This is a genomic window from Bowmanella sp. JS7-9 (genome assembly GCF_004329715.1).
GTDB classification, from domain to species: domain Bacteria; phylum Pseudomonadota; class Gammaproteobacteria; order Enterobacterales; family Alteromonadaceae; genus Pseudobowmanella; species Pseudobowmanella zhangzhouensis.
In genome coordinates this window covers 104,800-126,554 of record NZ_JXSY01000003.1, presented here as the reverse complement: position 1 = coordinate 126,554, position 21,755 = coordinate 104,800, and the positions used below count along the sequence as shown (strand labels likewise).

Genomic DNA, 21,755 nt, shown 5'->3' with positions numbered 1-21,755 from the left:
AAAAATGAGTTTATTACGTTGTATCGATGTATCGAAAAGCTACCAGGACGCGGATAAGCATGTTCAGGTGTTAAAGCAGGTTAATCTGTCTATCGAAAAAGGCCAGCAGGTAGCGATTTTGGGTACATCCGGCTCGGGTAAAAGTACCTTGCTGCATATTTTGGGGGCACTGGACAAGCCTAGCAGTGGTCAGGTTATTTTCGATGAACAGGATATTTTTGGTTATTCACGCCAGCAGCAGGCCGCTTTTCGTAATCAGTCGTTAGGGTTTGTGTACCAGTTTCACCATTTACTGCCAGAGTTTTCTGCGCTGGAAAATGTCGCGATGCCGCTGTTGATCGGCGGTGAGTCTCAAAGCAAAGCGAAACAAGCTGCGGCCAATATGCTCGAGCGGGTGGGGCTGGGCAGCCGGGTTGAGCATAAACCCAGCCAGTTATCCGGCGGTGAACGACAGCGTGTGGCTATTGCAAGGGCACTGATCAATCAGCCCAAACTGGTGCTCGCCGATGAACCCACCGGGAACCTGGATGAAGACACCGGAGAAGGGATTTTTCAGCTGTTAGGTGAGCTGAAAACCCAACTGGATACCGCGTTTGTGGTGGTGACCCATGACCGGGCACTGGCGGCGCGCATGGATAAAACCTTTCAGTTGCATCATGGTGTACTGGAGCAGGTATGCCGTTAAGCACGTTACTCGCCTGGCGTTTGGCAAGAGGCAAACGGCAAAATGGTTTAACGGCGTTTATGTCCGCGTCTTCGACCATTGGGATTGCCATTGGCTGTTTCGCATTGATCGTTATCCTGTCGGTGATGAATGGGTTTGAGCGCGAACTGCGTAATAATCTGCTTGCCGTGATCCCCCATGGCGAATTTACCGCCGTACAGGACGCCGGATTAGCAGATTGGCAAGCCACTATGGCGTCGATGTTAAAGGATCCTGCGGTAACCTTTATGCAACCGGTTATCAAGGTTACCGGCTTGTTGCAACAGGCGAATCAGTTGAAGGCAGTGCAAATCCAGGCGGTCTCTGCGCCACTGGCGAAAGACAGTCCCTCACTGGCTGGGCATGATTTACAAGCATGGCCTGCGTTCGCTGCAAACCCTCACAGTATTTTGCTGGGGGAAAGTCTCAAACAAACATTGGACGTCAAAGCGGGAGACAGTCTGCAGTTGTTGTTACCACAGGTTGCTGACGATGGACGTTTTCTGGCGCCCAAATCCGTGTGGCTGACTGTGGCCGGGTCGATTTCGCTCAACAGTCAGGTGGATGCGCATCTTGCCATGATGCATTTGGACTACGCTGCTGAGTTACTGGCAATCAGTGAGGGCGTAAAGGGCCTGCAGCTGTATTTTAGCGATCCGTTTGATGCGCCGCGCAAGGTGCGTGAAATCGGCAATCAAATGCACCAGATGGTGTATATGTCGGATTGGACCCGCACTCAGGGTGACCTGTATCAGGATATTCTGTTAGTTCGTCAGGTGGTGTATGTGGTGTTAACCCTGGTGATTGCCGTGGCCTGTTTTAATATTGTGTCGGCACAGATTATGGCCGTGTCGGATAAACAGGCGGAAATAGCCATGTTGATGACCATGGGCGCGGGGCAGGGCTTGATTATGCGCACGTTTGTCTATCAGGGCCTGATTAACGGTGCTATCGGGACTTTATTAGGCGCGGGTTTTGGCGCCGTATTAAGCTTATATCTCAGTGATGTGGCGCGTTGGTTTGAAAAGATCAGTGGTACCCGTCTGTTGTCCGGCGATGTGTATTTTATTGATTTTTTGCCGAGTCAGTTACAACTTGCTGATGTCATCGTGACGGTAATCATTGCGCTATTACTGACCTTATTGGCAACCTTATATCCCGCAGTGCGGGCGGCGCGACTGAATCCGACTGAGGTGTTAGGCCACTAATTCGTGGCCATCGACTCATGCCTGTTTGCTGGCAATACGGCGGGCTTTTCGTTGCTGCCAGGCCCGCGCAACGGAAAAACGCCACAGCAGGCGCATGCCGAAATAACCCAGTAACCCAAATACCACGCCGCAGACAAAACATCCCAGTAAAAACGCCGGACCGATACTTTCCAGACTTTCAATCACCCATGCCCAGCTGGCTTCAAACGCAAACTCCTGCACTGGTGCACCGATGATCCAGGTGCCCACCAGATAAGCGAAATAAAATACGGGTGGCATGGTAATGGGGTTAGTTAACCACACAGTGGCGACAGACAATGGCAGATTTACCCGCAGTGGAATGGCTAATGCTGCTGCCAACCACATCTGAAACGGTACCGGCCAGAAGGCAAAAAACAACCCAATACCAAATGCGCCTGCCGCGCTGCGACGATTTAAATGCCAAAGGTTCGCATCATGTAACAAAGTGCCAAAAAGGCTAATAAAGCGATTTTGTTTAATACTGTGATGGTCGGGCAAATAGCGTTTTATGAATTTTTTAGGCATAGCGTACAACAGGGACTCGTCTTTCCATGGTTTTGGGACAAATAGGTTTTTTGCTTGGAGCGTTTAGTTCGCTGTGGTGGACCTATCTACCCCCTGTCTGGTTGACAATCATACTCACAATCCTCGCACTTGGCTGTCTTTTTAGCAGAAAATTACTGTTGTTTGCCGGATTTTTGTTCGCCGTGCTGTGGTATACGCTCGCAGGCTACCAGCGTCTTGGGTGGCAATTGCCCGCCACTCTGGTGAGCACGGATATACTGGTTAGCGCTGAAGTTATCAGTCTGATGCCTGTGGGTGAACAGGCGCCGTTGAATGCGCAATTGTTGTCAATCAATGGCGACAGGTTAGCTACACCAATTAAAGTCAGGCTCAGTAATTATGATACTGACATCCTGATGCAGCAGGGGCAGCGCTGGCAATGGGTGGTGCGGTTGAAACCCATTCATGGGCTGGCTAATGAAGGCGGATTTCGCTATCAGCAGTGGATGTTCAGTGAGGGTATCCGCGCCCGTGGTTACATACGGGTGCATCAGGACAATCGCTTGCTGGATGATCATATTACCTTGCGCCAGCGGCTGCTCAACAGTCTGGAAATCGCACAGCTGCCATCATTCCGCTGGATTGCAGCACTGACGCTAGGCTATCGCGGTGCGCTAGAGCAGGCAGACTGGCAAATGTTACAACGCAGCGGGCTGGCACATCTGGTGGCAATCTCTGGATTGCATCTGGGCTTTGTCGGTGTGATGAGTTATGCGGTGCTGGCTTGGCTGTTTTCCCTGCTAGGCAAACAAACCATCAATGCCCATCGATTGGCCTGGTTTATCTCGCCACTGTTTGTCGCGTTATACAGCGCATTGGCAGGATTTTCATTACCAACATTGCGCGCCTTGATCGCGTACTGCCTTATCGTTCTGATGATGGCATCCAGACGATACCGAACTCCCGCGGCTGCATTTCTTACGGTGGTAGTGATTTTATTATTGGTGTCGCCACTTTCGATTTATACCGCCAGTTTCTGGCTGAGTTTTTCAGCTGTGAGCGCCTTGCTGCTTATCCATTGGCGCTGGCCGTTTAATAACTCACCACTTATGCAGTTTGTGGGATTACAGGTTCTGTTAACGCTACTGATGTTACCTGTCGTGGGGTGGCAATTTGGTATCTTAAGCCCGCTGAGTATTGGGTTTAATTTGCTTGCGATCCCGATTGTTATGCTGTTGTTAGTGCCGGGTTTATTGTGTGCTGTATTGATCTGGTTGGTGTTACCAGCGACAGGGATCACAATGTTTAGCATGCTCGATGCTGTCATTACCCTACTTATAAAGGGATTGTCAGCGTTAGACACGTTATTTGCAGAAGGCGCTATCCGGTTAACGTTACCCTGGCAAAGCTGGCTGTATCTTTTGGCGATGACGCTGTTGGTTATCATACCGACATTTCGTTGGCGTAGTGGCCTGATTGGTTTGTGTTTTATTTCCATGGTGTTACATGGATTGTCTTCGTTTTTCGACACCCGCCAGCACTGGCAGTTGACGGTGCTGGATAGTGGGCAGGGCATGGCTGTAGTGCTGATGAGGAATAAACACGCCATTTTGTATGACGTAGGCGCAAGTTATTCAGACGAATTTGATATTGCTGACAGTGTCTTGCTGCCTTTTTTACGCCACCACGGTGTACGCCAAATCGATTATCTGTTTATTTCTCACATGGATAACGACCACGCTGGCGCGTTACCCGCGTTGCTCGCATCTGAATTTAAGGTGCCGCAGATTATTACCAGTCAAAATGGTTGTGATAGTTCACTAAGCCTCAAGTGGCAGGGATTACATCTGCGCGGCTTGTGGCCGCCCACGCCGGCTAGCAGTCTGCAAAGTGGCGAAAACCGTTATTCCTGTGTATTGATGCTGCAAGATAGTGCTTATCGAATTCTATTGACCGGCGACATTGATAAGGTTGCAGAGCGATATTTGGCTGACAGTGGGGTGGATTTACGTGCCAATGTACTGGTTGCGCCGCATCATGGCAGTAAAACTTCTTCGACACAGGCATTTGTGGAAGCGATAAGCCCGCAACATGTGATTTTCAGCAGTGGCTTTTTAAATCGTTGGCAGCATCCTCATGCGCAGGTGATGTTGCGCTATGCTGGGAATGATGCTCGTATTCATCGTACTGATTTGCATGGCCAAATTAGTGTATATGTCGAAGAAGGCGACATACAGGTACGTCGTTTTCGTGAATCGGGGTTTCCTTATTGGTATGCCAACAGCCAATAATATCTTATTGATAGTTGGGTAATTTCTGTTTGGCAGGTACAATTGCCCGAGAATGAAAAGAGCACGTTCCGCGGAATTATCAGTTTTGCACACCTCAAATACTCAACCGACACCATCGGTATTTCGTCGTTTTCGCCATTATTTGCGAGACTTCAAGCTGGCGTTTTTGTTCGCAGCCATTGGCATGATTGGCTACTCCAGTCTGGATGTGCTGGTTATTTCACAACTGGAGCCACTGATCGACAAAAGCCTCGGTGGTGGTGATTACCAGTTTCTGCGCATGGCAGCGTATCTGATTGTGCCTATTTTTATCTTGCGTGGCGTCTTTAACTTTATTGGTAGCTATACACTACAATGGATTGGAACCAGCGTGGTGATGCGCATGCGTCAGCATCTGTTCAATCATTATATGTATTTGCCAGTCAGCTTTTTTGACCAACACTCATCGGGTGCGCTGATCTCGAAGGTTATCTATGACACCGAGCAGGTAGCGAACGCAGCGGGCAAAGCGCTGGCCATTTTGGTCAGAGAAGGTGCACTGGTCATCGGTTTGCTGGTAATGATGTTCTGGAAATCCTGGCAACTATCACTGGTGTTTTTGCTGATTGGCCCACTGGTCGCCGTGGTGGTCTCTGTGGTCAGTAAACGATTCAGAAAAGTCAGTCGTAATATTCAGCAGGCGATGGGGACGCTCACCACAGGCGTTGAGCAAGCTGTTAAAGGACACAAAGTGGTGCTGATGTTCGGCGGTCAGGACAAAGAAGCGGCGTTGTTTGAGCAAAAAAACAACCATAACCGTCAGCAGAATATGAAGCTGTACGTTGCACAAATCCTTAGTGTCAGCACAATTCAGATTATTGCTTCAATTGCGCTGGCAGTGGTGCTTTATATTGCCAGTGTGCCGCAGTTGGTTGAGTCACTGACGCCCGGTGTGTTTGTGTCGGTGGTAATGGGCATGACCATGCTGCTCAAACCTCTCAAGCAGTTAACTACAGTAAATAGTGAATTTCAGCGCGGCATGGCGGCCTGTACCAGTATTTTCGATATTCTTGATGAGCATACTGAGCAAAACCGCGGTAACCATAGTCCAGAGCAAGTACAAGGCAAAGTTGAATACAACAATGTGACATTTAGTTACCCGGGCGTTGCCAAACCTGCTCTGAAAAATATTAACTTCACCCTGCAAGCCGGTAAAACCCTCGCGTTGGTGGGGCGCAGCGGCTCTGGTAAATCGACAATCTCATCGCTGCTTACCCGTTTTTATCAGGCACAACAGGGTGATGTGCTGTTAGACGGCGTCAGTATCAACGACTACGACCTTAAAAACTTACGCAGCCACTGTGCGCTGGTATCACAGCACGTCACATTATTTAACGACACCATCGCCAACAACATTGCTTATGGGTCAGAAGGGCGCGTGACCCGTGCGCAGATTCTGATGGCAGCGGATGCGGCCCACGTGACCGAATTTGCTGAGCAGTTAGAATTGGGACTGGATACCATGATCGGTGAAAATGGCCTGATGTTGTCGGGTGGCCAGCGCCAGCGCATTGCTATCGCAAGAGCTATCTTACGTGACGCGCCGATCCTGATACTGGATGAAGCGACGTCGGCACTGGATACGGAGTCCGAGCGTTTGATTCAGGATGCGTTGGATACTCTGCAACAAAACCGTACCTGTATCATTATCGCCCATCGCTTATCCACCATTGAGAAAGCCGATGAAATTTTGGTGGTGGAAAAAGGCGAAATTATTGAACAGGGTGATCATCAATCGCTGTTAGCCAAAGATGGCGCCTATGCGGCATTGCATAAAATGCAATTTAGCGAAGGATAAGCAAAGCTCGTGAGTACGCTGGAAAATGCCTGGTATTCTCATAGCCCTCTGGTTTGGCTGCTGTGGCCATTGGCGTTGCTATACCGTGTTGTCACGGGGCTGCGCCGATTAGCTTATCGCAGCGGATTATTTGGCTCCTATGCTGTGGACGCGACGGTGGTGATAGTCGGAAATGTCAGTGTGGGTGGTAATGGAAAGACACCCTTGGTAATGCGTTTGGTTGAGTTACTGCGCCAGCAAGGCTACCACCCAGGGGTACTTAGTCGCGGATATGGCGGAAGCGGCGTAGATTATCCTTGTGATGTGGAGCCGCACCATCAGGCCAGTGAAGTGGGCGATGAACCACGGCTGATGCGCCAGCATTTGAAATGTCCGATTGTCGTCGATCCGGATCGCGTGCGAGGTGGGCAGCACCTGGCCGCAAAACACAAATGTGATGTGATTCTGTGTGACGATGGCCTGCAGCATTATCGCCTTAAGCGTGATGTTGAAATGATCGTAATGGACGGTGAACGTCGACTGGGTAATGGCCACCTTTTGCCAATGGGACCACTGCGCGAGGGGGAGTGGCGCCTCGATACCGTCGATTTCATTGTGGTTAACGGCGGTATTGCCCGTAAAGGCAGTTACCTGATGACCTTGCAAACCGGTCGTTTTGTGAATATTAAATATCCAACCACCACACGTTCCGTACAGGAAATGCAAGAACCCGTCATTGCAGTGGCGGGTATTGGCAATCCGCAGCGCTTTTACAATACGTTGAGCACAAAGGGCGTGAAAATTGGCAGGACGGTGAGTTTTGCCGACCACCACAGCTTTGTTGCTGACGATATCCCTGAGGGGACAGTCGTGATGACGGAAAAAGACGCAGTAAAATGTGCTGACATTGCCCACGATGACTGCTGGTATCTTCCGGTGAGTGCGACACTTACCCCGGAATTTCAGCAGGCATTTATGAATAAAATTGCATCGATAAAAAAGACAAAGAGGTAAGCATGGCGTTTGATAAAAATTTACTGGAAATCGTGGCCTGTCCGGTGTGCAAAGGTAAATTGGCACTGGACAAAGAGCACAGTCGCCTGATTTGTAAATTTGACCGTTTGGCCTACCCAATCCGTGAGCATATTCCGGTGTTGCTTGAAGTAGAGGCGACGCGCTTGTCTCTGGATGAAGTCGAGGCATTATCCATATGAACTATACCGTGTTGATTCCGGCGCGATTTGCATCGACCCGATTCCCGGGTAAGCCGCTGGCCGATATTCATGGTAAACCCATGATTCAACACGTCTATGAGCGGTCTAAACAGGCGGGTGCCAGCCATGTGGTAGTGGCCACCGATGATGTGCGCATTGCGGATGTGGTAGAGGCGTTTGGCGGTCACTTTTGCATGACTCGTCCTGACCATGAGTCTGGCACTGAGCGTCTGGCTGAGGTCGTCGAGGCACTGGAGTTAGATGACGACCACATTGTCGTAAATGTTCAGGGTGACGAGCCGTTTGTACCGCCAGAAATTATCCGTCAGGTAGCGGAGAATCTGGCGGCCAGCCAGGCTCCCATGGCGACGTTGGCAGTTAAAATCCATGATGCGGATGAAGCCACCAACCCCAATGCAGTAAAAGTGGTAGTGGATAGTCAGGGTTATGCCTTGTATTTCAGCCGCGCCATCATCCCTTATGATCGCAATCGTTTTATGCATCAGGACAAAATCAGTCAGATCGGTGATCATTACCTGCGTCATATCGGTATTTATGGCTATCGTGCCGGCTTTATTAAGGCCTATGTCGCTATGCAGCCCAGTGTTTTAGAGCAGGTAGAGTCACTGGAGCAATTGCGTGTGTTATGGCATGGAGAAAAAATTCATGTGGCTGTCGCTGCGGTGGCACCACCGGCAGGGGTTGATACCCCGGAAGATTTACAGCGCTTACTTAAGCATAAGGAGCCACAATGAAATCCGTTTTAATCACCGGGGCTAACCGCGGAATTGGCCTGGCATTAACCAAACGTTTTCTTGCCGATGGATATAAAGTGTTTGCGGTATGTCGGGAAGCCAGTGTTGGATTAGCGAAAACCAAGGCACAGATAATTGAGGGAGTGGACTTGTTGCATGAGCAAACGTTTCACAACCTGTTTCAGGCCTTGGGTAACGAAAAAATTGATGTGCTGATCAATAACGCCGGGATCCTGGAGCGTGAATCTCTGACGGACATGAATTTCGATACCGTGTTGAAGCAGTTTCAGGTTAATGCGCTGGCACCACTTAAAGTGACGGTAGCGTTACTGCCGTATCTGAATGAGCACGCTAAAGTCGCGATGATTACCAGTCGAATGGGTTCCATTAACGATAATGGCTCCGGCGGATATTATGGTTACCGTATGTCTAAGGCTGCGTTAAATGCCGCCTCTGTGTCGCTGGCCAGGGATCTGCACGAGCAGGGTGTTGCCGTTGCTATTTTGCATCCCGGATTCGTACAAACCGATATGGTCGGTGGCGCTGGCGATATTGATCCCGATACCTGCGCGCTGCGCCTCAAGCAACGAATTGATGAATTGAATGTTGCCAACAGTGGAACATTCTGGCATTCCAACGGTGACATACTGCCTTGGTGATTTGATTGTGTAATTGTTAACAAAGCCTCGCCCAGTGCGGGGCTTTTTTTTACTCAAAATGGCGGCCCAGCCGGTGGGCTTCAGTATGATAAAAATGTTATCTATTCATCCATATGTAAACAACATACTGGGGGTTTTCTAAGCATCTGAAACAAAATGGCACTTTATCCGTTCAAAACGAAATTTGTATCCTAAGCCACTTCTTGGCGTACCCTGCAAATGGCAAAGCCTGTTTCTTGGCGCTGCACTAACATAAGCGCAATATTTTGCTTACATCCTGTTAAGGGTTGAGAAACATGCAACACAGAAATCACTTAGGCGATATCAATACTGTGCATCAGGTAAAACTGATCGACAAAGGTGTCGTTGATATCCCCATGCTGCAAATCATGCAGCCAGATGGCAGTATCCATAGCGATGCGACGATGCCGGAAATAAGCCAGGAACTGGCGGTAAAAATGTACCGTACTATGCAGTTTATCCGGGTGCTGGATGAACGTATGGTCGCGGCTCAGCGCCAGGGCCGGATTAGTTTTTATCTGGCCAGTACCGGTGAAGAAGCGGCCTCGGTCGGCAGTGCAGCGGCACTTAGCGACAAAGACATGATTATGTCTCAGTACCGTGAACAGGGCGCACTGGCGTTTCGTGGCTACACCACCGAACAGTTTATGAATCAAATGTTCAGTAACGAAAAAGAGCCGAATAAAGGCCGTCAGATGCCGATTCACTACGGCGCTAAAGAACTGAACTTTATGACTATCTCGTCACCATTAGGTACCCAGATCCCACAAGCGTCCGGTTACGCCTATGGCCAGAAAATGGCGGGTGAAGAGGCTGTTACTATTTGTTATTTCGGTGAAGGTGCCGCTTCGGAAGGGGATTTCCATGCTGGCCTGAATATGGCCGCGGTGCTGAATTGCCCGGCAATATTTTTCTGCCGTAACAATGGTTATGCGATTTCTACTCCCGCAGAAGAACAATTTGCCGGCGACGGTATTGCTTCCCGTGGTCTGGGCTATGGGATTAAAACCATTCGTGTTGATGGTAACGATATCTTCGCGGTCTTTGAGGCGACCCGCAAGGCCCGAGAAATCGCCCTTGCAGAAAATTGCCCGGTGCTGATAGAAGCCATGAGCTATCGCCTTGCTGCGCACTCAACGTCAGATGATCCGACAGGTTATCGTTCTAAAGACGAAGAAGCGCGTTGGCACGCCAAAGACCCGATTCAACGTTTGGGCAATTGGCTGGCCGCCAAGGGCTGGATCGATCCCGCAGAAGATGAAAAATATCTGGCCGCCAAACGCGCCGAAGTGTTGGACGAGCTGAAACGTGTAGAAAAAGTACCGGTGTGCAGCATTGAGCACATTATTGAAGACGTTTATGACACGCCGCCATGGCACCTGCAGGAGCAATTGCAGGAACTGAAAGACCATATTCGTAAGTATCCGGATGCCTATCCAAAAACCGCGTCCCGAGTGAAGGAGTAAGTCATGGCGAAAATGAATTTATTGCAGGCAATTAACAGTGCCCTGATCAGTGCCATGACTCAGGATGAGCGAGTAATGGTATTCGGTGAAGATGTAGGGCACTTCGGTGGTGTATTTCGTGCCACCAGCAATCTGCAGGAGAAATTTGGTAAAGCGCGTTGCTTTAATACGCCGCTGACCGAACAAGGTATTATGGGCTTTGCCAACGGTTTGGCCTCTCAGGGTAGTGTGGCGATTGCGGAGATCCAGTTTGCCGATTATATCTTCCCTGCGTTTGACCAAATCGTAAATGAAACGGCCAAATGGCGTTATCGTTCAGGTGGTCAATTCTCCGTGGGTACCTTGACCATTCGCACACCTTACGGTGGTGGCATTGCCGGTGGTCACTACCACTCACAATCTCCTGAGGCGTACTTTGCACATACACCAGGGATGAAAATAGTGGTACCGCGTAACCCTTATCAAGCAAAAGGTTTGCTGCTTGCGTCCATTCGTGATGATAACCCCGTGTTATTTATGGAGCCAAAGCGCCTGTATCGAGCCTCGGTGGGAGAAGTGCCAGAGGACGATTATGAATTGCCATTAGGCAAGGCAGAAATCGTCAAATCAGGCTCTGATATCACGCTGCTGGCGTGGGGCGCGCAGATGGAAATCATGGAAAAGGCGGCGGAAATGGCCGAAGCCAAAGGGGTATCCTGTGAGGTTATCGACCTGCGTAGTATTTTACCATGGGACGTGGAAACAGTGGCCACATCAGTGATGAAAACCGGACGTCTGTTGATCAGTCATGAAGCTCCATTGACGGGTGGATTTGCCAGTGAAATCGCTGCAACCATTCAAAAGCATTGCTTCCTGTATCTGGAGTCACCCATCGAGCGTGTTTGTGGCCTGGATACCCCTTATCCATTGGCCCACGAAAAAGAATACATGCCTGATCACCTCAAGGTGTTCGAGGGCATTATGCGCAGCGTGAATTTTTAAGGAGCAGGATATGACAGATTTTATTCTGCCAGATATTGGCGAAGGCATTGTTGAGTGTGAACTGATTGAATGGTTGGTAGCTGAGGGTGATTACATAGTCGAAGACCAACCGGTCGCCGAGGTGATGACCGATAAAGCCATGGTACAAATTCCAGCAATGCATTCTGGCGTGGTGACAAAACTCTATTACGCCAAAGGTGATATTGCCAAGGTTCATTCGCCGCTGTTTGCGATGCAATTGCAGGGTGAGGAGAGTCTCAAATCTGCGCCAGTTGCTGCGGCTGAAGAACCTGCCGAAGCAGAGTCGTCCAATTCTGAGGTCAAGCAGGAAGCACCTGTCTCTGCACCCGCAGTATCAACTGGCCATATCGAAGATTTTATCCTGCCAGACATCGGTGAAGGAATTGTCGAGTGTGAACTGGTTGAATGGCTTGTGGTCGAAGGCGACAGCATCAAAGAAGATCAGCCGGTCGCCGAAGTGATGACCGATAAAGCCATGGTGCAAATTCCAGCTAAACACGACGGTGTAGTAGTCAAATTGCATTATGCCAAAGGTGATATCGCTAAAGTACACACACCATTATTCGCGCTGCAAATCCAGGGTGAGGCTACGCAACAGGAACCACAACCCAGTGTGCAGCCAGAGGTCACTAAGGTTGAGTTAAGCACTACATCGGCTGCAGTAAACACAACGTTGCCGACGGTGCGTTCTGGTAAAAATAGTAAAGCGCTGGCTAGCCCGGCGGTACGACGTCTGGCCCGTGAACAAAATATTGATATCCATTCAGTGGCAGGTTCCGGTCCCAAAGGCCGTGTAATGAAGGACGATATCACCCGTTTTGCCAAGGGCGAGACAAGCGCAGCGATGGTATCTGCTCAGCCGAAAGTTACCGGCGGTAAACGGGTTGAGGCCATCCGCGGTATTAAAGCCGCTATGGCTAAACAAATGGTTGAGTCTGTCAGCACGATCCCTCATTTCACCGTTAGCGATGAAATTGATATGGATGCGCTAATGGCAGCGCGCAGCCAATTGAAAGACGGCTTCGCCGCTCAGGGTATCAAGCTAAGCTATATGCCTTTTGTAATTAAGGCTTTGTCTAATGCGCTAAAACAATTCCCGATTATTAATAGCCAGGTCAATGCTGACTGCACGGAGTTAACTTACTTCGACGATCACAACATCGGCGTGGCAATCGACAGTAAGATCGGCTTGTTGGTACCCAATATCAAAGGGGTACAGAATATGTCATTAAACGAGATTGCCCGGGAACTTAATCGTCTGATTGACCTGGGTAGGGAAGGTCGGTTGTCTAAGGATGACTTAACCGGTGGCACTATCAGTATTTCTAATGTCGGCGTAATTGGCGGCACCACCGCGACACCGGTTATCAATAAGCCGGAAGTCGCTATTGTGGCACTAGGTAAGATCCAAACCTTGCCGCGTTTCGATGTCCAAGGGCATGTGAAAGCTGCGAATATCATGCACATTAGCTGGAGTGGCGATCACCGCGTAATTGATGGCGCAACCATGGTACGCTTTAGCAACGTTTGGAAGGGCTATCTGGAAAATCCATTCAGTATGTTTAGTACACTGGCATAATTAAAAAACCCCGCAGAATGCGGGGTTTTTTATTGCAAAAATGGAGTTGTTTTTACGTTGTGGCTTGTGTTAAAAAATACACTGCTAAATAAGGAACATGGAATGTCCAGATTTATCGTCCCTTTGCTGTTAGGAACAGCAATATTGGGCCCGGCATTATTAAATTATTTTATCTCTGCCTCCCATCTACTTGCTTCAAGCGAAGCTGCGCCGGTCAGTATTGCTTCATTAACGCCGTCGACTAAGAGCGTGTTTTATCACGAAGCTCAGTTTACGGTAGCAAACACCGAGAGTTATTCATCAAGACCATCAGAATGCGCTGAGGATACCAAGGTAACTTGTGCCGTTTCTGCTGGTCTCTCGGTTGAAAGATTGCTGATCGATAATCGACAATATCTGGATGCTGAGATAACGTCTGAATTGCTTAATGTGGCTAATTTCAGTGATGTAGTGGCCAATCTTATTCGCTATCGTGAACGCCATCACAATCAGAATTTGAAACTGGATTTCGACCGTCTTATTGTTGCCGCCGCTGCGAATGCTCAGGCATTGGTTAACGATGTGGCCTGTGGCAACGACATCTGTGTCGCGACGCTAACCTTTGATCAACCGGCTGGTCTGGAACATTTTCAGAAAGCCTATAACGCGCAGGTGGGGTTTAACCTCAATGCCGCGTTTTACGCATTTGAACAAGATAGCGACCGACGAATCCGCATGTTGGCGACCAGCAATATGCGATTGCAGGACCCGCTTGAAATTAACAGTGCGCTGCAACCGGCCTTGCGTTTAAACTAACGGGTATTTGTTATCCCGGAAAAATACGACGTGCTGAGTTATCGCCACGCTTTTCACGCCGGCAATTACGCCGATGTGTTCAAGCACCTGTGCCAGGTGCTGTTACTGAATAAATTAACCGAAAAAGCTAAACCCCTTTGCTATGTGGATACCCATAGTGCCGCTGGTCTGTATGATCTTGGTACCGACATGGCAAATAAAACAGCGGAATACAGCGATGGCATCGACAAATTGCTGCAACGATCTGGGCAATACCCTGAGATTACCGATTATCTGGCATTAATCAGTCAGTTTCGTGATAAAGATCTCTACCCGGGCTCGCCAGCTATCGCCGCCCACCTTTTGCGTGAGCAAGATAAGCTTATCCTGATGGAACTGCATAATAACGAAGTGGAGAATTTGCGCGCCAATATGGGACGCGATCCGCGCGTGGCAATTCATCATCGGGACGGATTCGAAGGTACCCTGGCCATCGCTCCGCCAGAGCCTAAGCGCGGCATGGTGTTAATTGATCCGCCCTATGAACAGGCGCGAGAATATCAGGACGTCGTGAACTTTATTCAAAAATTGCATAAAAAATGGCCGGTAGGGGTTGTTGCACTGTGGTATCCACTACTGGCCGAAAAACGCAATAAGGCCCCAGCTATGCTGGACGCATTAGCCAAAGTACAGCCAGCCAGTTTGTTTATCGCCGAATGTTGGGTCAAACCACAACCGCAGGAGTTGGGTATGTATGGTAGTGGCATGGCCTTTATTAATTTGCCATGGCAAGTCGACCAGCAAATCGAGCAGCTGTTACCGATCCTGACATCGCTGCTGGGGCAAACAGGGGCAGGGTATCGCACTGAATGGCTGATTGAGCCCGCCTGATATGAATTCTCCCGTCCAGAAAAGCCTTAAGCATTTTTATATTCCGGAAGAGCAGTCTTTTTACCTGCTATCCCATAAAGATGCGCAAAAGCTGAAGGACTGGTTTAGCCTTTGCCATCAACAATTAGCGTTGCTTGGCTATCGAGATACCCAATATTTGGGTAAAGGGGCATTTGGTTTCGTTTTTGCTGGTACTGCGCCGGATGGTCAGCAGTTGGTTTTTAAGTTCTCGCGTATCACCTTGCCACAGCATGTACAGGATCGTCTCGAAGACGAAGCCTTTATGTTATCCATGGTAGAGCATCCTCATGTGCCGGCGCTGGTTGAATTTCAACGTATTGGCAAGCAGTCCATTTTGGTAATGGAGCGCGCGCGTGGAGAGGATTTAGAGCAATATTCGTTGCGCCGCGGGCCTCTGGCACCGCGCCTGATAGTCAAAATTATTGCGCAGTTGACCGACGTGTTGCGGGCCTTGCGCAGCTACCAGCAGCAGGGAACGTCACGCCCGATTGTGCACGGTGATATTAAGCCATCGAATATCGTGTTCGATGAGTATTCGGAAACCGTACAATTGATTGACTGGGGATCGTCGGTATTTGCACAGCTGGATGAGTCTGGCCAGCATGTGGGCAGTAATGTTATGGATCTGATGTCTGGGGATCTGCAACAAACCAACGCACGCCTTGGTGATGTGTATTTTATTGGTGACGAACAGTTAAACGGTGCATTGTCGTCACCAAGATTTGATGAGCAGGGTCTCGCCAGCACTATCTATGCGCTGGCGTCAGGCCAATCATGCCGCTTCGGGCGCAAAGTCGTGCATCCCAATGGATTGGGCTTACCCCGCGAACTGGCGCATATTCTGACGGCACTGATGGATGATAATGCTCAGGTACGCCGGCAGGCCGGGGATTACCTGTTTCGTAATATTCATGCACTACGCAATATAGTATTTGCGCCTGATAAGCCGCTTGTTTACACCCCGTTTATCCCCTGTTGGGTACATAACACCAAAAAAGATATTGAGACGGTTGTTTACAGTTCGCGTAAATCCTTTTTGCGTGAAGAAGGCGAGTCGTCACACAGCTTGCGTTATCTGAACGACGCGCAATTTGAGCGCTATTACAAAAATTACATGCAGGGCATGGGGGATACGGAAAAAGCATTCATTGCTGCCGTTGGCCGTCTCGGTCGTTACCCGGTGGTAGGCGGATTGGCTGTGCGCTGGCAACCTGACGGTGTCTATATTGATTCGAGTCTCAACCTGTTCGACGAGCGGATGCGAGCATCGTTTGAGGTGTCGGTTAACAATATGGTGACGCTTGCCAGAGCGATTCACCGCACCGGCATTTTCAAGTGTTGTTTGTTTAATGCTAAAGACACGTTACATATTGAGCGTGAGGACGATAGCACCCCCTTTATACCTGACGCTGGTTTGCGGATCCCTTTTGAAGTCAGTCAGTTATCTTTGCCTAAAGACGAGTCAAAGATGCATTCCTATTTTGAAGACGGTGATGATCCGGATGAGTTACTGCAGTTACCACCAGAAATACTCGGGTTAATTGCGCGCCTTAACGGCATTCACCATACTGGCTGTGTGATTTTCGAAGCTTTACCTACCCACCTTAAGATCCATAGTTATTATACCTTGCTGGATCATACCCGGCATGAAGACTTCAGCCAGTTGTTGGCACAACTTGTTAGCCATATACCGAAAATCACTGGCCTGGGCATATCCGGGTTTATGAAATTACCCTATAAGGACACGCGATTTTTTACCCACACCGATGCGTTACCGGAAAAGTTTTATCCACGCAATCCATTGAATCAACAAGATTAATCACTATATTAAGGCGCTTAGCCGAAGCCAAAGAGCAAGATACCGAGGTACGTGTGAAAGAAGTAAAATTGACCCAGTTACTGAGTCTCGAGCAGTTAGATCCGGGTTTGTACCGTGGCCAAAGCTGGGATTTGGGATTCCGCGCACTGTTCGGTGGGCAGGTATTAGGTCAGGCCTTAGCAGCGGCGCAGCACACCGTGGCGGATGGTCAGATTGTCCATTCATTTCATACCTACTTTTTACTGCCGGGTGATGCACAAAAGCCGGTAATTTATGACGTTGAAAACATACGGGATGGCCGCAGTTTCTCTTCCCGACGCGTCAAGGCGATCCAAAATGGCCGCACGATCTTTTATATGACGGCCTCTTTCCAGTTTCCTGAGCCAGGGCTGTCACACCAGGTCGCTGAGATGCCCCAGGTAACACCACCAGAAAATCTGCGCTCAGAATTAGAAACCTATCAGGAACTATTTAAAGATATGCCTGCTGAAGTGCAGGAAAAATTAGTCTACCACGCGCCGATCGATATGCGTTTGGTGCAACAAATTGATCCGAGAAACCCGAAAGTATTGACGCCAGTTCGTCAGGTGTGGATGCGCGCTGTCGAGCCACTGAGTAGTGATTTGCTCATGCATCAGCGCCTGTTGGCTTATGCATCAGATTATTATTTCCTTGCGACTTCGTTACAACCCCATGGTTTGTCCATCATGGATCGTAGCCTGCGCATGGCAACCATAGACCATGCGATGTGGTTCCATCGTCCGTTCGATTTTAATCAGTGGCTGCTGTACAGCATGGACAGCCCGTTTGCGGATAACGCAAGAGCGCTGGTACGTGGTCAGTTTTTTGATTTACAGGGTAATCTGGTTGCCACCACCATGCAGGAAGGCGTGATAAGAAAAAAGGATGCGTGACATGCAATTCCAATTAGACGACAAAACACCGCATATTGCCCAAGGCGTATTTATTGCGCCCGCGGCAGCGGTAATTGGTGATGTACATATGCACGAAGGCAGCAGTGCGTGGTTCAATGTAGTAATGCGTGCGGACAACGAACCTATTGTGGTGGGCAAGAATAGCAATGTTCAGGACGGTGCAGTGTTACACAATGATCCCGGTTATCCGCTGACCCTTGGAGAGGGCGTCACGGTGGGGCACAAAGCCATGCTACATGGTTGTTCAATTGGCGATTATTCGTTAATCGGGATTAATGCGGTGGTACTCAATGGCGCAAAAATTGGTAATTTTTGCGTGATTGGTGCCAATGCGTTGATTACTGAAGGGATGGAAATCCCGGATTATTCCCTTGTTGTTGGCGCACCGGGTAAAGTCATCCGCCAGGTGAGTGAAGCGCAGGCAGAACATCTCAAAGCGTCTGCCGAACATTACAGACTTAACGCGCAGCGCTACTTGGCTGGATTACAGGGCGTATAACAGACAAAAAAAACCCAGGCTCTAATCCAGGTCCTGGGTTTAGGGGAATGGCTCATTTGATGAGCCGTGCGCTAACTGGTAAAACTGGGATTTGAAGTGTAAAAAATCTTCAAAGGACTGTTATTGTAGAACAGTTTTGCACAAAAAATAAACAGTTTAAGTGGATTTTTTTAAGAAAAAAATCAGTATTCAATTCAATGGTTTACAGTCTTTTTGCGAAAAAAACAAAAAAATTTGCGAAAAGACTGTACAGTTTTTCCACAGCGTCATCCCCAGCCTAACTGGTGCCTGTCGCGCACTAATTCACGCGGTAAAGAGTTTTTAATTTTGCCATTTACCCATTTACCTAAACCAACCGGTTGACCGTTAAAACATAGCAATAATTCGCCCTTTAACGACGGTGTGTGGTGAGTCAGAAAATCTTTACCCTGGCAGAAATCCGCATATTCAGCCTGCGTGATTTCAATGGCACGCTTGGCAGTTGAGCAGCCAAACGCCAGACTCGCCTCATGGGTTAACCGATAATCCTGCTTAAATTGTTGCGCCAGTTTCACCCCGTAGCGTTGCAGTTTAATTTTCGCGCCTAATTCTCTGGCGTATTCGGGTAAGAACCATATTTCGTTGTCACGGTAAAAAAGCTGTGTCAACGGCAGATCAATCCCAAAGCTTTTAAGGTAAACGTCCAGTGGTTGCCATTGTTTACGGGTAAGGGGACTAAATGGTACGTCGCCATGTCGGGATTTGGATTCTTTCAGCGGGGTGGCTTTTACTTTGCGCAATTTGGCTACGAAAAACCCCTCGCTGTCGAAAACCATTGGCCAGACATGTAAATAGCCTTCAGGTGTTATGGCTTGTTCTGCACCGCAGAATAACCCTGATAGATCAACAATTTCCAGTGCGTCGCCGTATGTTTCCAAAGCACTGGCAACGACGTGTTGGTTTTCAAACTTATTCAATGTACAGGTCGAATAGACCAGCTCGCCACCGACTTTCAGCGCCTGTATTGCAGCATCCAACAATGCTGTTTGTAGTTCGACGATGCTGTTGATGTGGGTTGTGTCCCAATGTTGCAATGCGGCAGGATCCTTTCGCACGGTTCCTTCTCCACTGCAGGGGGCGTCCAATAAGATGGCATCGAAGGATTCCTGTGTGTACTGACCAAACACTTGACCATCAAAGTGGCTGATACAGGCATTTTGCACACCACAGCGTGAAAAATTAGCCGCCAGCACTTTAACCCGGCTAGACGACAGTTCATTAGCAACTAAAGTACCCCGGTTGTTCATCATGGCTGCTAATTGGGTTGACTTTGAGCCCGGAGCTGACGCCATGTCCAGTACACAGGCTGGGGCAGAATCAGGATTTACCAATGCTACTGGTGGCAGCATGGAACTGGCTTCCTGAATATAAAACCAGCCAGCTAAATGTTCGGCGGTATTACCTAATGGGATACGCTCTTCCTGCTCACTTGGGCGTTCTATCCAAAAACCTTGTGCGCACCAAGGGATTGGCGTTAATTGCCAGCCTTGCTGATTAACATGTTGGCAAAACTCATCCACGGATAAACGCAGGGTATTAACGCGAATACTTTTTCTTAGTGGCGTTTGGCAATAGGCTGTAAATTCGGCCAGCGAATATCCGTTGGGCAAATGGGCCGATACGTAGTCCAGAAATTGCGGATCAATATGAATAGTAGCGTGCATAACAGTGACGTTTTTCAATTTAGCGACACTATACCAAACTTCACAGGCTGCACCGACGTTGCAATGTGTGTCGTTGATAATTTGCTTATTATTTAAACGAAAATGTTAGAAATCGTAAATTTCCATAAGGAATCGCGCAGAAAGGGCAGATACAGGTATTACTTCTTGCCAGCAGGTATTTATAATGCGCCATCATTTCATGGGGGTGTTGAATGAAAAAATACCTATTGTCTGCGGCGCTGATAATGTCGTTAACAGGTTGCTCTAAGCTCACGGTTGAAAACTACGACAAGTTGAAAATGGGTATGACGTTTGAGCAGGTTACCGACATTATCGGAAAGCCTGATCAATGCGAAGCCAGATTTGGCACCAACAGCTGTATTTGGGGGGAACGCGAAAAACGTTTCATTCAGGTTAATTTTATCGCTGAAAAAGCGGTGCTTTTCGAGAAACAAGGTTTACATGACTGATAAAGCACAAACTTACGTCTCATTGAATGCACAGGCAGACGCTTTGCTCAGCGGCGAGACGGATATGATTGCCAATATGGCTAATATCAGTGCGTTATTGTGGATGAGCTTGCCGCAAATCAATTGGGCAGGCTTCTATATTATGCGCGATGGCGAATTGGTATTGGGGCCGTTTCAGGGTAAACCGGCCTGTGTGCGCATTGCGGTAGGCAAAGGCGTATGCGGCACAGCGGTAGCGCAAGACACGTTGCAACTGGTTGAAAACGTGCACGAATTTGATGGCCATATCGCCTGCGATGCGGCATCTAATTCGGAAATCGTTATCCCTGTCCATCAAAATGGTGAGGTGGTGGCTGTGTTAGACATTGATAGCCCGGTATATTCACGTTTTGATCAGGAAGATGCCGAAGGGTTGCAGACGCTGGTAGCAATTTTGGAAGCGAGTCTGGCATGAAAGAATTGTTTGATATTCATGTAGTGCTATCCACTGCGGAAGATTTTGAACAGTTCGAAGAGGAAGCGCAGGATGTTAGTGAGCAGTTTAATGACATGCTCCATTACCTGTACAGTCGTGTTGATGACGACATAGATACCGAGGCGCTGGCGAGATTGTTCCAACATGTTTGGGAATATTGGAGCCAGGAGCCACAATTCAACGAAATCGAGGTGGATGAGCTATTTGACTGGGTTGACCAATTGCTGGCAACTTGGGAAGATGACGATTCCACTGATGAACACATCATACAGTAGCGATAGTAAATGGATAATCCACAAAAGTTTAGTAATAGCAAAGAAGTGATCGCATTTCTTGCCGAAACCTTCCCAGCATGTTTTTCAGTAAAAGGTGAAGCTAAGCCACTGAAAATAGGTATTTTTCAGGATCTGGCAGAGCGTCTCGACAATGACGAACGCGTGAGCAAAACCTTGTTACGCAGTTCTCTTCGTCACTACACCAATAGCTGGCGTTATCTGGAGTCAGTCAAAACTGGCGCGCATCGGGTTGATCTGGATGGCCAGGCTGGCGACGTGATTGAACAGCAACACGCTGAACATGCTGAGCAGCAACTGAAAGAAAGCAAAGAGCGTATTGCTGCAAAACGCGCCGAATCAGCGACAAATTCAGCTGATAAGAAGCCCGCAAAGAAAAAATTTCAGCCAAAATCGGACGCGAAGGGAACCAAACCGGCTAACCGCAAGCCTATTAAAAAAGGCCCACCACCACAGAAGTTGCAGGATACCGACATGGTAGCCGGCACTAAAGTCACGGTAAAAGTCGGTAAAGCGCCGATGCCAGCGACTATAGTTGAGGTTGGCAAAGATGGTATTCAGGTACAGCTGGATACCGGTATGCAAGTTAAAGTTCCGGCCAGTAATTTGCGTTTGGCCAGATAACCAGAGGTAACG

Annotated in this window: 22 protein-coding genes; 20 read left to right on the top strand and 2 right to left on the bottom strand. The window is 48.8% G+C overall.

Annotated features, from left to right (window positions below; translation table 11 throughout):
• The first annotated feature begins 4 nt into the window (after positions 1–4).
• Together lolD and TK45_RS02475 are read left to right on the top strand one after the other, a co-directional pair.
• A complete protein-coding gene (gene lolD, locus TK45_RS02480) occupies positions 5–685 on the top strand; it encodes a lipoprotein-releasing ABC transporter ATP-binding protein LolD (RefSeq protein ID WP_131257044.1) in 681 nt (226 codons plus the stop codon).
• Positions 676–1,911, top strand: a complete 1,236-nt coding sequence (locus TK45_RS02475) for a lipoprotein-releasing ABC transporter permease subunit (RefSeq protein ID WP_131257043.1) — start codon at positions 676–678, stop codon at positions 1,909–1,911. The genes lolD and TK45_RS02475 overlap by 10 nt, the downstream gene beginning before the upstream one ends.
• Positions 1,912–1,926: 15 nt before the next feature.
• Here the strand turns inward: TK45_RS02475 and TK45_RS02470 are convergent, their stop codons facing one another.
• Positions 1,927–2,457, bottom strand: coding sequence for a DUF2062 domain-containing protein (locus TK45_RS02470; RefSeq protein ID WP_131257042.1), 531 nt, complete (start codon positions 2,455–2,457; stop codon positions 1,927–1,929).
• Positions 2,458–2,483: 26 nt separating this feature from the next.
• On the opposite strand from TK45_RS02470, the gene TK45_RS02465 reads away from it, so the two are divergent.
• The 14 genes from TK45_RS02465 (at position 2,484) to TK45_RS02400 (ending at position 18,178) form a co-directional block, all read left to right on the top strand.
• Positions 2,484–4,727, top strand: a complete 2,244-nt coding sequence (locus tag TK45_RS02465; RefSeq protein WP_131257041.1) for a DNA internalization-related competence protein ComEC/Rec2 — start codon at positions 2,484–2,486, stop codon at positions 4,725–4,727.
• A gap of 85 nt (positions 4,728–4,812) precedes the next feature.
• Positions 4,813–6,564, top strand: coding sequence for a lipid A export permease/ATP-binding protein MsbA (gene msbA, locus TK45_RS02460; RefSeq protein ID WP_254426524.1), 1,752 nt, complete (start codon positions 4,813–4,815; stop codon positions 6,562–6,564).
• Positions 6,565–6,573: 9 nt separating this feature from the next.
• Complete coding sequence (lpxK, locus tag TK45_RS02455) at positions 6,574–7,557, top strand: tetraacyldisaccharide 4'-kinase (RefSeq protein WP_131257039.1); 984 nt, start codon at positions 6,574–6,576, stop codon at positions 7,555–7,557.
• A 2-nt stretch (positions 7,558–7,559) separates the two neighbouring features.
• Positions 7,560–7,757: a Trm112 family protein gene (locus tag TK45_RS02450; RefSeq protein WP_131257038.1), complete on the top strand. Its 198-nt coding sequence runs from the start codon at positions 7,560–7,562 to the stop codon at positions 7,755–7,757.
• Positions 7,754–8,512 carry a 3-deoxy-manno-octulosonate cytidylyltransferase gene (gene kdsB / locus TK45_RS02445; RefSeq protein WP_131257037.1) on the top strand — a complete coding sequence of 253 codons (759 nt, stop codon included), beginning with the start codon at positions 7,754–7,756 and terminating at the stop codon, positions 8,510–8,512. The genes TK45_RS02450 and kdsB overlap by 4 nt, the downstream gene beginning before the upstream one ends.
• The gene (locus TK45_RS02440; RefSeq protein WP_131257036.1) at positions 8,509–9,171 is read left to right on the top strand and encodes an SDR family oxidoreductase; all 663 of its coding nucleotides are present in this window, start codon (positions 8,509–8,511) and stop codon (positions 9,169–9,171) included. Before kdsB ends, TK45_RS02440 begins: the two co-directional genes overlap by 4 nt.
• A gap of 296 nt (positions 9,172–9,467) precedes the next feature.
• Positions 9,468–10,658 carry a thiamine pyrophosphate-dependent dehydrogenase E1 component subunit alpha gene (locus tag TK45_RS02435; RefSeq protein ID WP_131257035.1) on the top strand — a complete coding sequence of 397 codons (1,191 nt, stop codon included), beginning with the start codon at positions 9,468–9,470 and terminating at the stop codon, positions 10,656–10,658.
• Between the two features lie 3 nt (positions 10,659–10,661).
• Positions 10,662–11,639, top strand: a complete 978-nt coding sequence (locus TK45_RS02430) for an alpha-ketoacid dehydrogenase subunit beta (RefSeq protein WP_131257034.1) — start codon at positions 10,662–10,664, stop codon at positions 11,637–11,639.
• Between the two features lie 10 nt (positions 11,640–11,649).
• Entirely contained in the window at positions 11,650–13,239 is a 1,590-nt protein-coding gene (locus TK45_RS02425) for a dihydrolipoyllysine-residue acetyltransferase (protein ID WP_131257033.1), read from the top strand.
• A gap of 102 nt (positions 13,240–13,341) precedes the next feature.
• Positions 13,342–14,034 carry a hypothetical protein gene (locus TK45_RS02420; RefSeq protein WP_131257032.1) on the top strand — a complete coding sequence of 231 codons (693 nt, stop codon included), beginning with the start codon at positions 13,342–13,344 and terminating at the stop codon, positions 14,032–14,034.
• Between the two features lie 30 nt (positions 14,035–14,064).
• Positions 14,065–14,904 (top strand): 23S rRNA (adenine(2030)-N(6))-methyltransferase RlmJ, encoded by an 840-nt coding sequence (locus TK45_RS02415; protein ID WP_131257031.1) that lies wholly within the window; start codon positions 14,065–14,067, stop codon positions 14,902–14,904.
• Between the two features lies 1 nt (position 14,905).
• A complete protein-coding gene (locus tag TK45_RS02410; protein WP_131257030.1) occupies positions 14,906–16,744 on the top strand; it encodes a protein kinase in 1,839 nt (612 codons plus the stop codon).
• Positions 16,745–16,797: 53 nt separating this feature from the next.
• Positions 16,798–17,658, top strand: coding sequence for an acyl-CoA thioesterase domain-containing protein (locus TK45_RS02405; RefSeq protein ID WP_131257029.1), 861 nt, complete (start codon positions 16,798–16,800; stop codon positions 17,656–17,658).
• Between the two features lies 1 nt (position 17,659).
• Complete coding sequence (locus TK45_RS02400; protein WP_131257028.1) at positions 17,660–18,178, top strand: gamma carbonic anhydrase family protein; 519 nt, start codon at positions 17,660–17,662, stop codon at positions 18,176–18,178.
• 266 nt (positions 18,179–18,444) lie between these two features.
• On the opposite strand, the gene rsmF is transcribed toward TK45_RS02400, so the two are convergent.
• Entirely contained in the window at positions 18,445–19,881 is a 1,437-nt protein-coding gene (gene rsmF / locus TK45_RS02395; protein ID WP_131257027.1) for a 16S rRNA (cytosine(1407)-C(5))-methyltransferase RsmF, read from the bottom strand.
• A 212-nt stretch (positions 19,882–20,093) separates the two neighbouring features.
• Between rsmF and TK45_RS02390 the strand changes: the two genes are divergently transcribed.
• From TK45_RS02390 to proQ, 4 genes are read left to right on the top strand one after another with little or no spacing between them, the layout of a single operon-like run.
• On the top strand, positions 20,094–20,351 hold the full coding sequence (locus TK45_RS02390) for a DUF3862 domain-containing protein (protein ID WP_131257026.1): 258 nt from the start codon (positions 20,094–20,096) through the stop codon (positions 20,349–20,351).
• Positions 20,344–20,805 carry a GAF domain-containing protein gene (locus TK45_RS02385; RefSeq protein ID WP_131257025.1) on the top strand — a complete coding sequence of 154 codons (462 nt, stop codon included), beginning with the start codon at positions 20,344–20,346 and terminating at the stop codon, positions 20,803–20,805. Before TK45_RS02390 ends, TK45_RS02385 begins: the two co-directional genes overlap by 8 nt.
• A complete protein-coding gene (locus tag TK45_RS02380; RefSeq protein WP_131257024.1) occupies positions 20,802–21,101 on the top strand; it encodes a hypothetical protein in 300 nt (99 codons plus the stop codon). The genes TK45_RS02385 and TK45_RS02380 overlap by 4 nt, the downstream gene beginning before the upstream one ends.
• Before the next feature lie 9 nt (positions 21,102–21,110).
• Entirely contained in the window at positions 21,111–21,743 is a 633-nt protein-coding gene (gene proQ / locus TK45_RS02375) for an RNA chaperone ProQ (protein ID WP_131257023.1), read from the top strand.
• Positions 21,744–21,755: the final 12 nt, after the last annotated feature.

Bases quoted from the DNA above. Each gene is read 5' to 3' on its own strand.
- kdsB (WP_131257037.1), top strand. From the start codon at position 7,754: ATGAACTATACCGTGTTGATTCCGGCGCGATTTGCATCGACCCGATTC.
- TK45_RS02465 (WP_131257041.1), top strand. From the start codon at position 2,484: ATGGTTTTGGGACAAATAGGTTTTTTGCTTGGAGCGTTTAGTTCGCTG.
- TK45_RS02440 (WP_131257036.1), top strand. From the start codon at position 8,509: ATGAAATCCGTTTTAATCACCGGGGCTAACCGCGGAATTGGCCTGGCA.
- TK45_RS02475 (WP_131257043.1), top strand. From the start codon at position 676: ATGCCGTTAAGCACGTTACTCGCCTGGCGTTTGGCAAGAGGCAAACGG.
- TK45_RS02400 (WP_131257028.1), top strand. From the start codon at position 17,660: ATGCAATTCCAATTAGACGACAAAACACCGCATATTGCCCAAGGCGTA.
- proQ (WP_131257023.1), top strand. From the start codon at position 21,111: ATGGATAATCCACAAAAGTTTAGTAATAGCAAAGAAGTGATCGCATTT.
- TK45_RS02420 (WP_131257032.1), top strand. From the start codon at position 13,342: ATGTCCAGATTTATCGTCCCTTTGCTGTTAGGAACAGCAATATTGGGC.
- TK45_RS02470 (WP_131257042.1), bottom strand. From the start codon at position 2,457: ATGCCTAAAAAATTCATAAAACGCTATTTGCCCGACCATCACAGTATT.
- TK45_RS02430 (WP_131257034.1), top strand. From the start codon at position 10,662: ATGGCGAAAATGAATTTATTGCAGGCAATTAACAGTGCCCTGATCAGT.
- TK45_RS02380 (WP_131257024.1), top strand. From the start codon at position 20,802: ATGAAAGAATTGTTTGATATTCATGTAGTGCTATCCACTGCGGAAGAT.
- TK45_RS02390 (WP_131257026.1), top strand. From the start codon at position 20,094: ATGAAAAAATACCTATTGTCTGCGGCGCTGATAATGTCGTTAACAGGT.
- rsmF (WP_131257027.1), bottom strand. From the start codon at position 19,881: ATGCACGCTACTATTCATATTGATCCGCAATTTCTGGACTACGTATCG.
- TK45_RS02435 (WP_131257035.1), top strand. From the start codon at position 9,468: ATGCAACACAGAAATCACTTAGGCGATATCAATACTGTGCATCAGGTA.
- TK45_RS02425 (WP_131257033.1), top strand. From the start codon at position 11,650: ATGACAGATTTTATTCTGCCAGATATTGGCGAAGGCATTGTTGAGTGT.
- lolD (WP_131257044.1), top strand. From the start codon at position 5: ATGAGTTTATTACGTTGTATCGATGTATCGAAAAGCTACCAGGACGCG.
- TK45_RS02410 (WP_131257030.1), top strand. From the start codon at position 14,906: ATGAATTCTCCCGTCCAGAAAAGCCTTAAGCATTTTTATATTCCGGAA.
- TK45_RS02450 (WP_131257038.1), top strand. From the start codon at position 7,560: ATGGCGTTTGATAAAAATTTACTGGAAATCGTGGCCTGTCCGGTGTGC.
- TK45_RS02385 (WP_131257025.1), top strand. From the start codon at position 20,344: ATGACTGATAAAGCACAAACTTACGTCTCATTGAATGCACAGGCAGAC.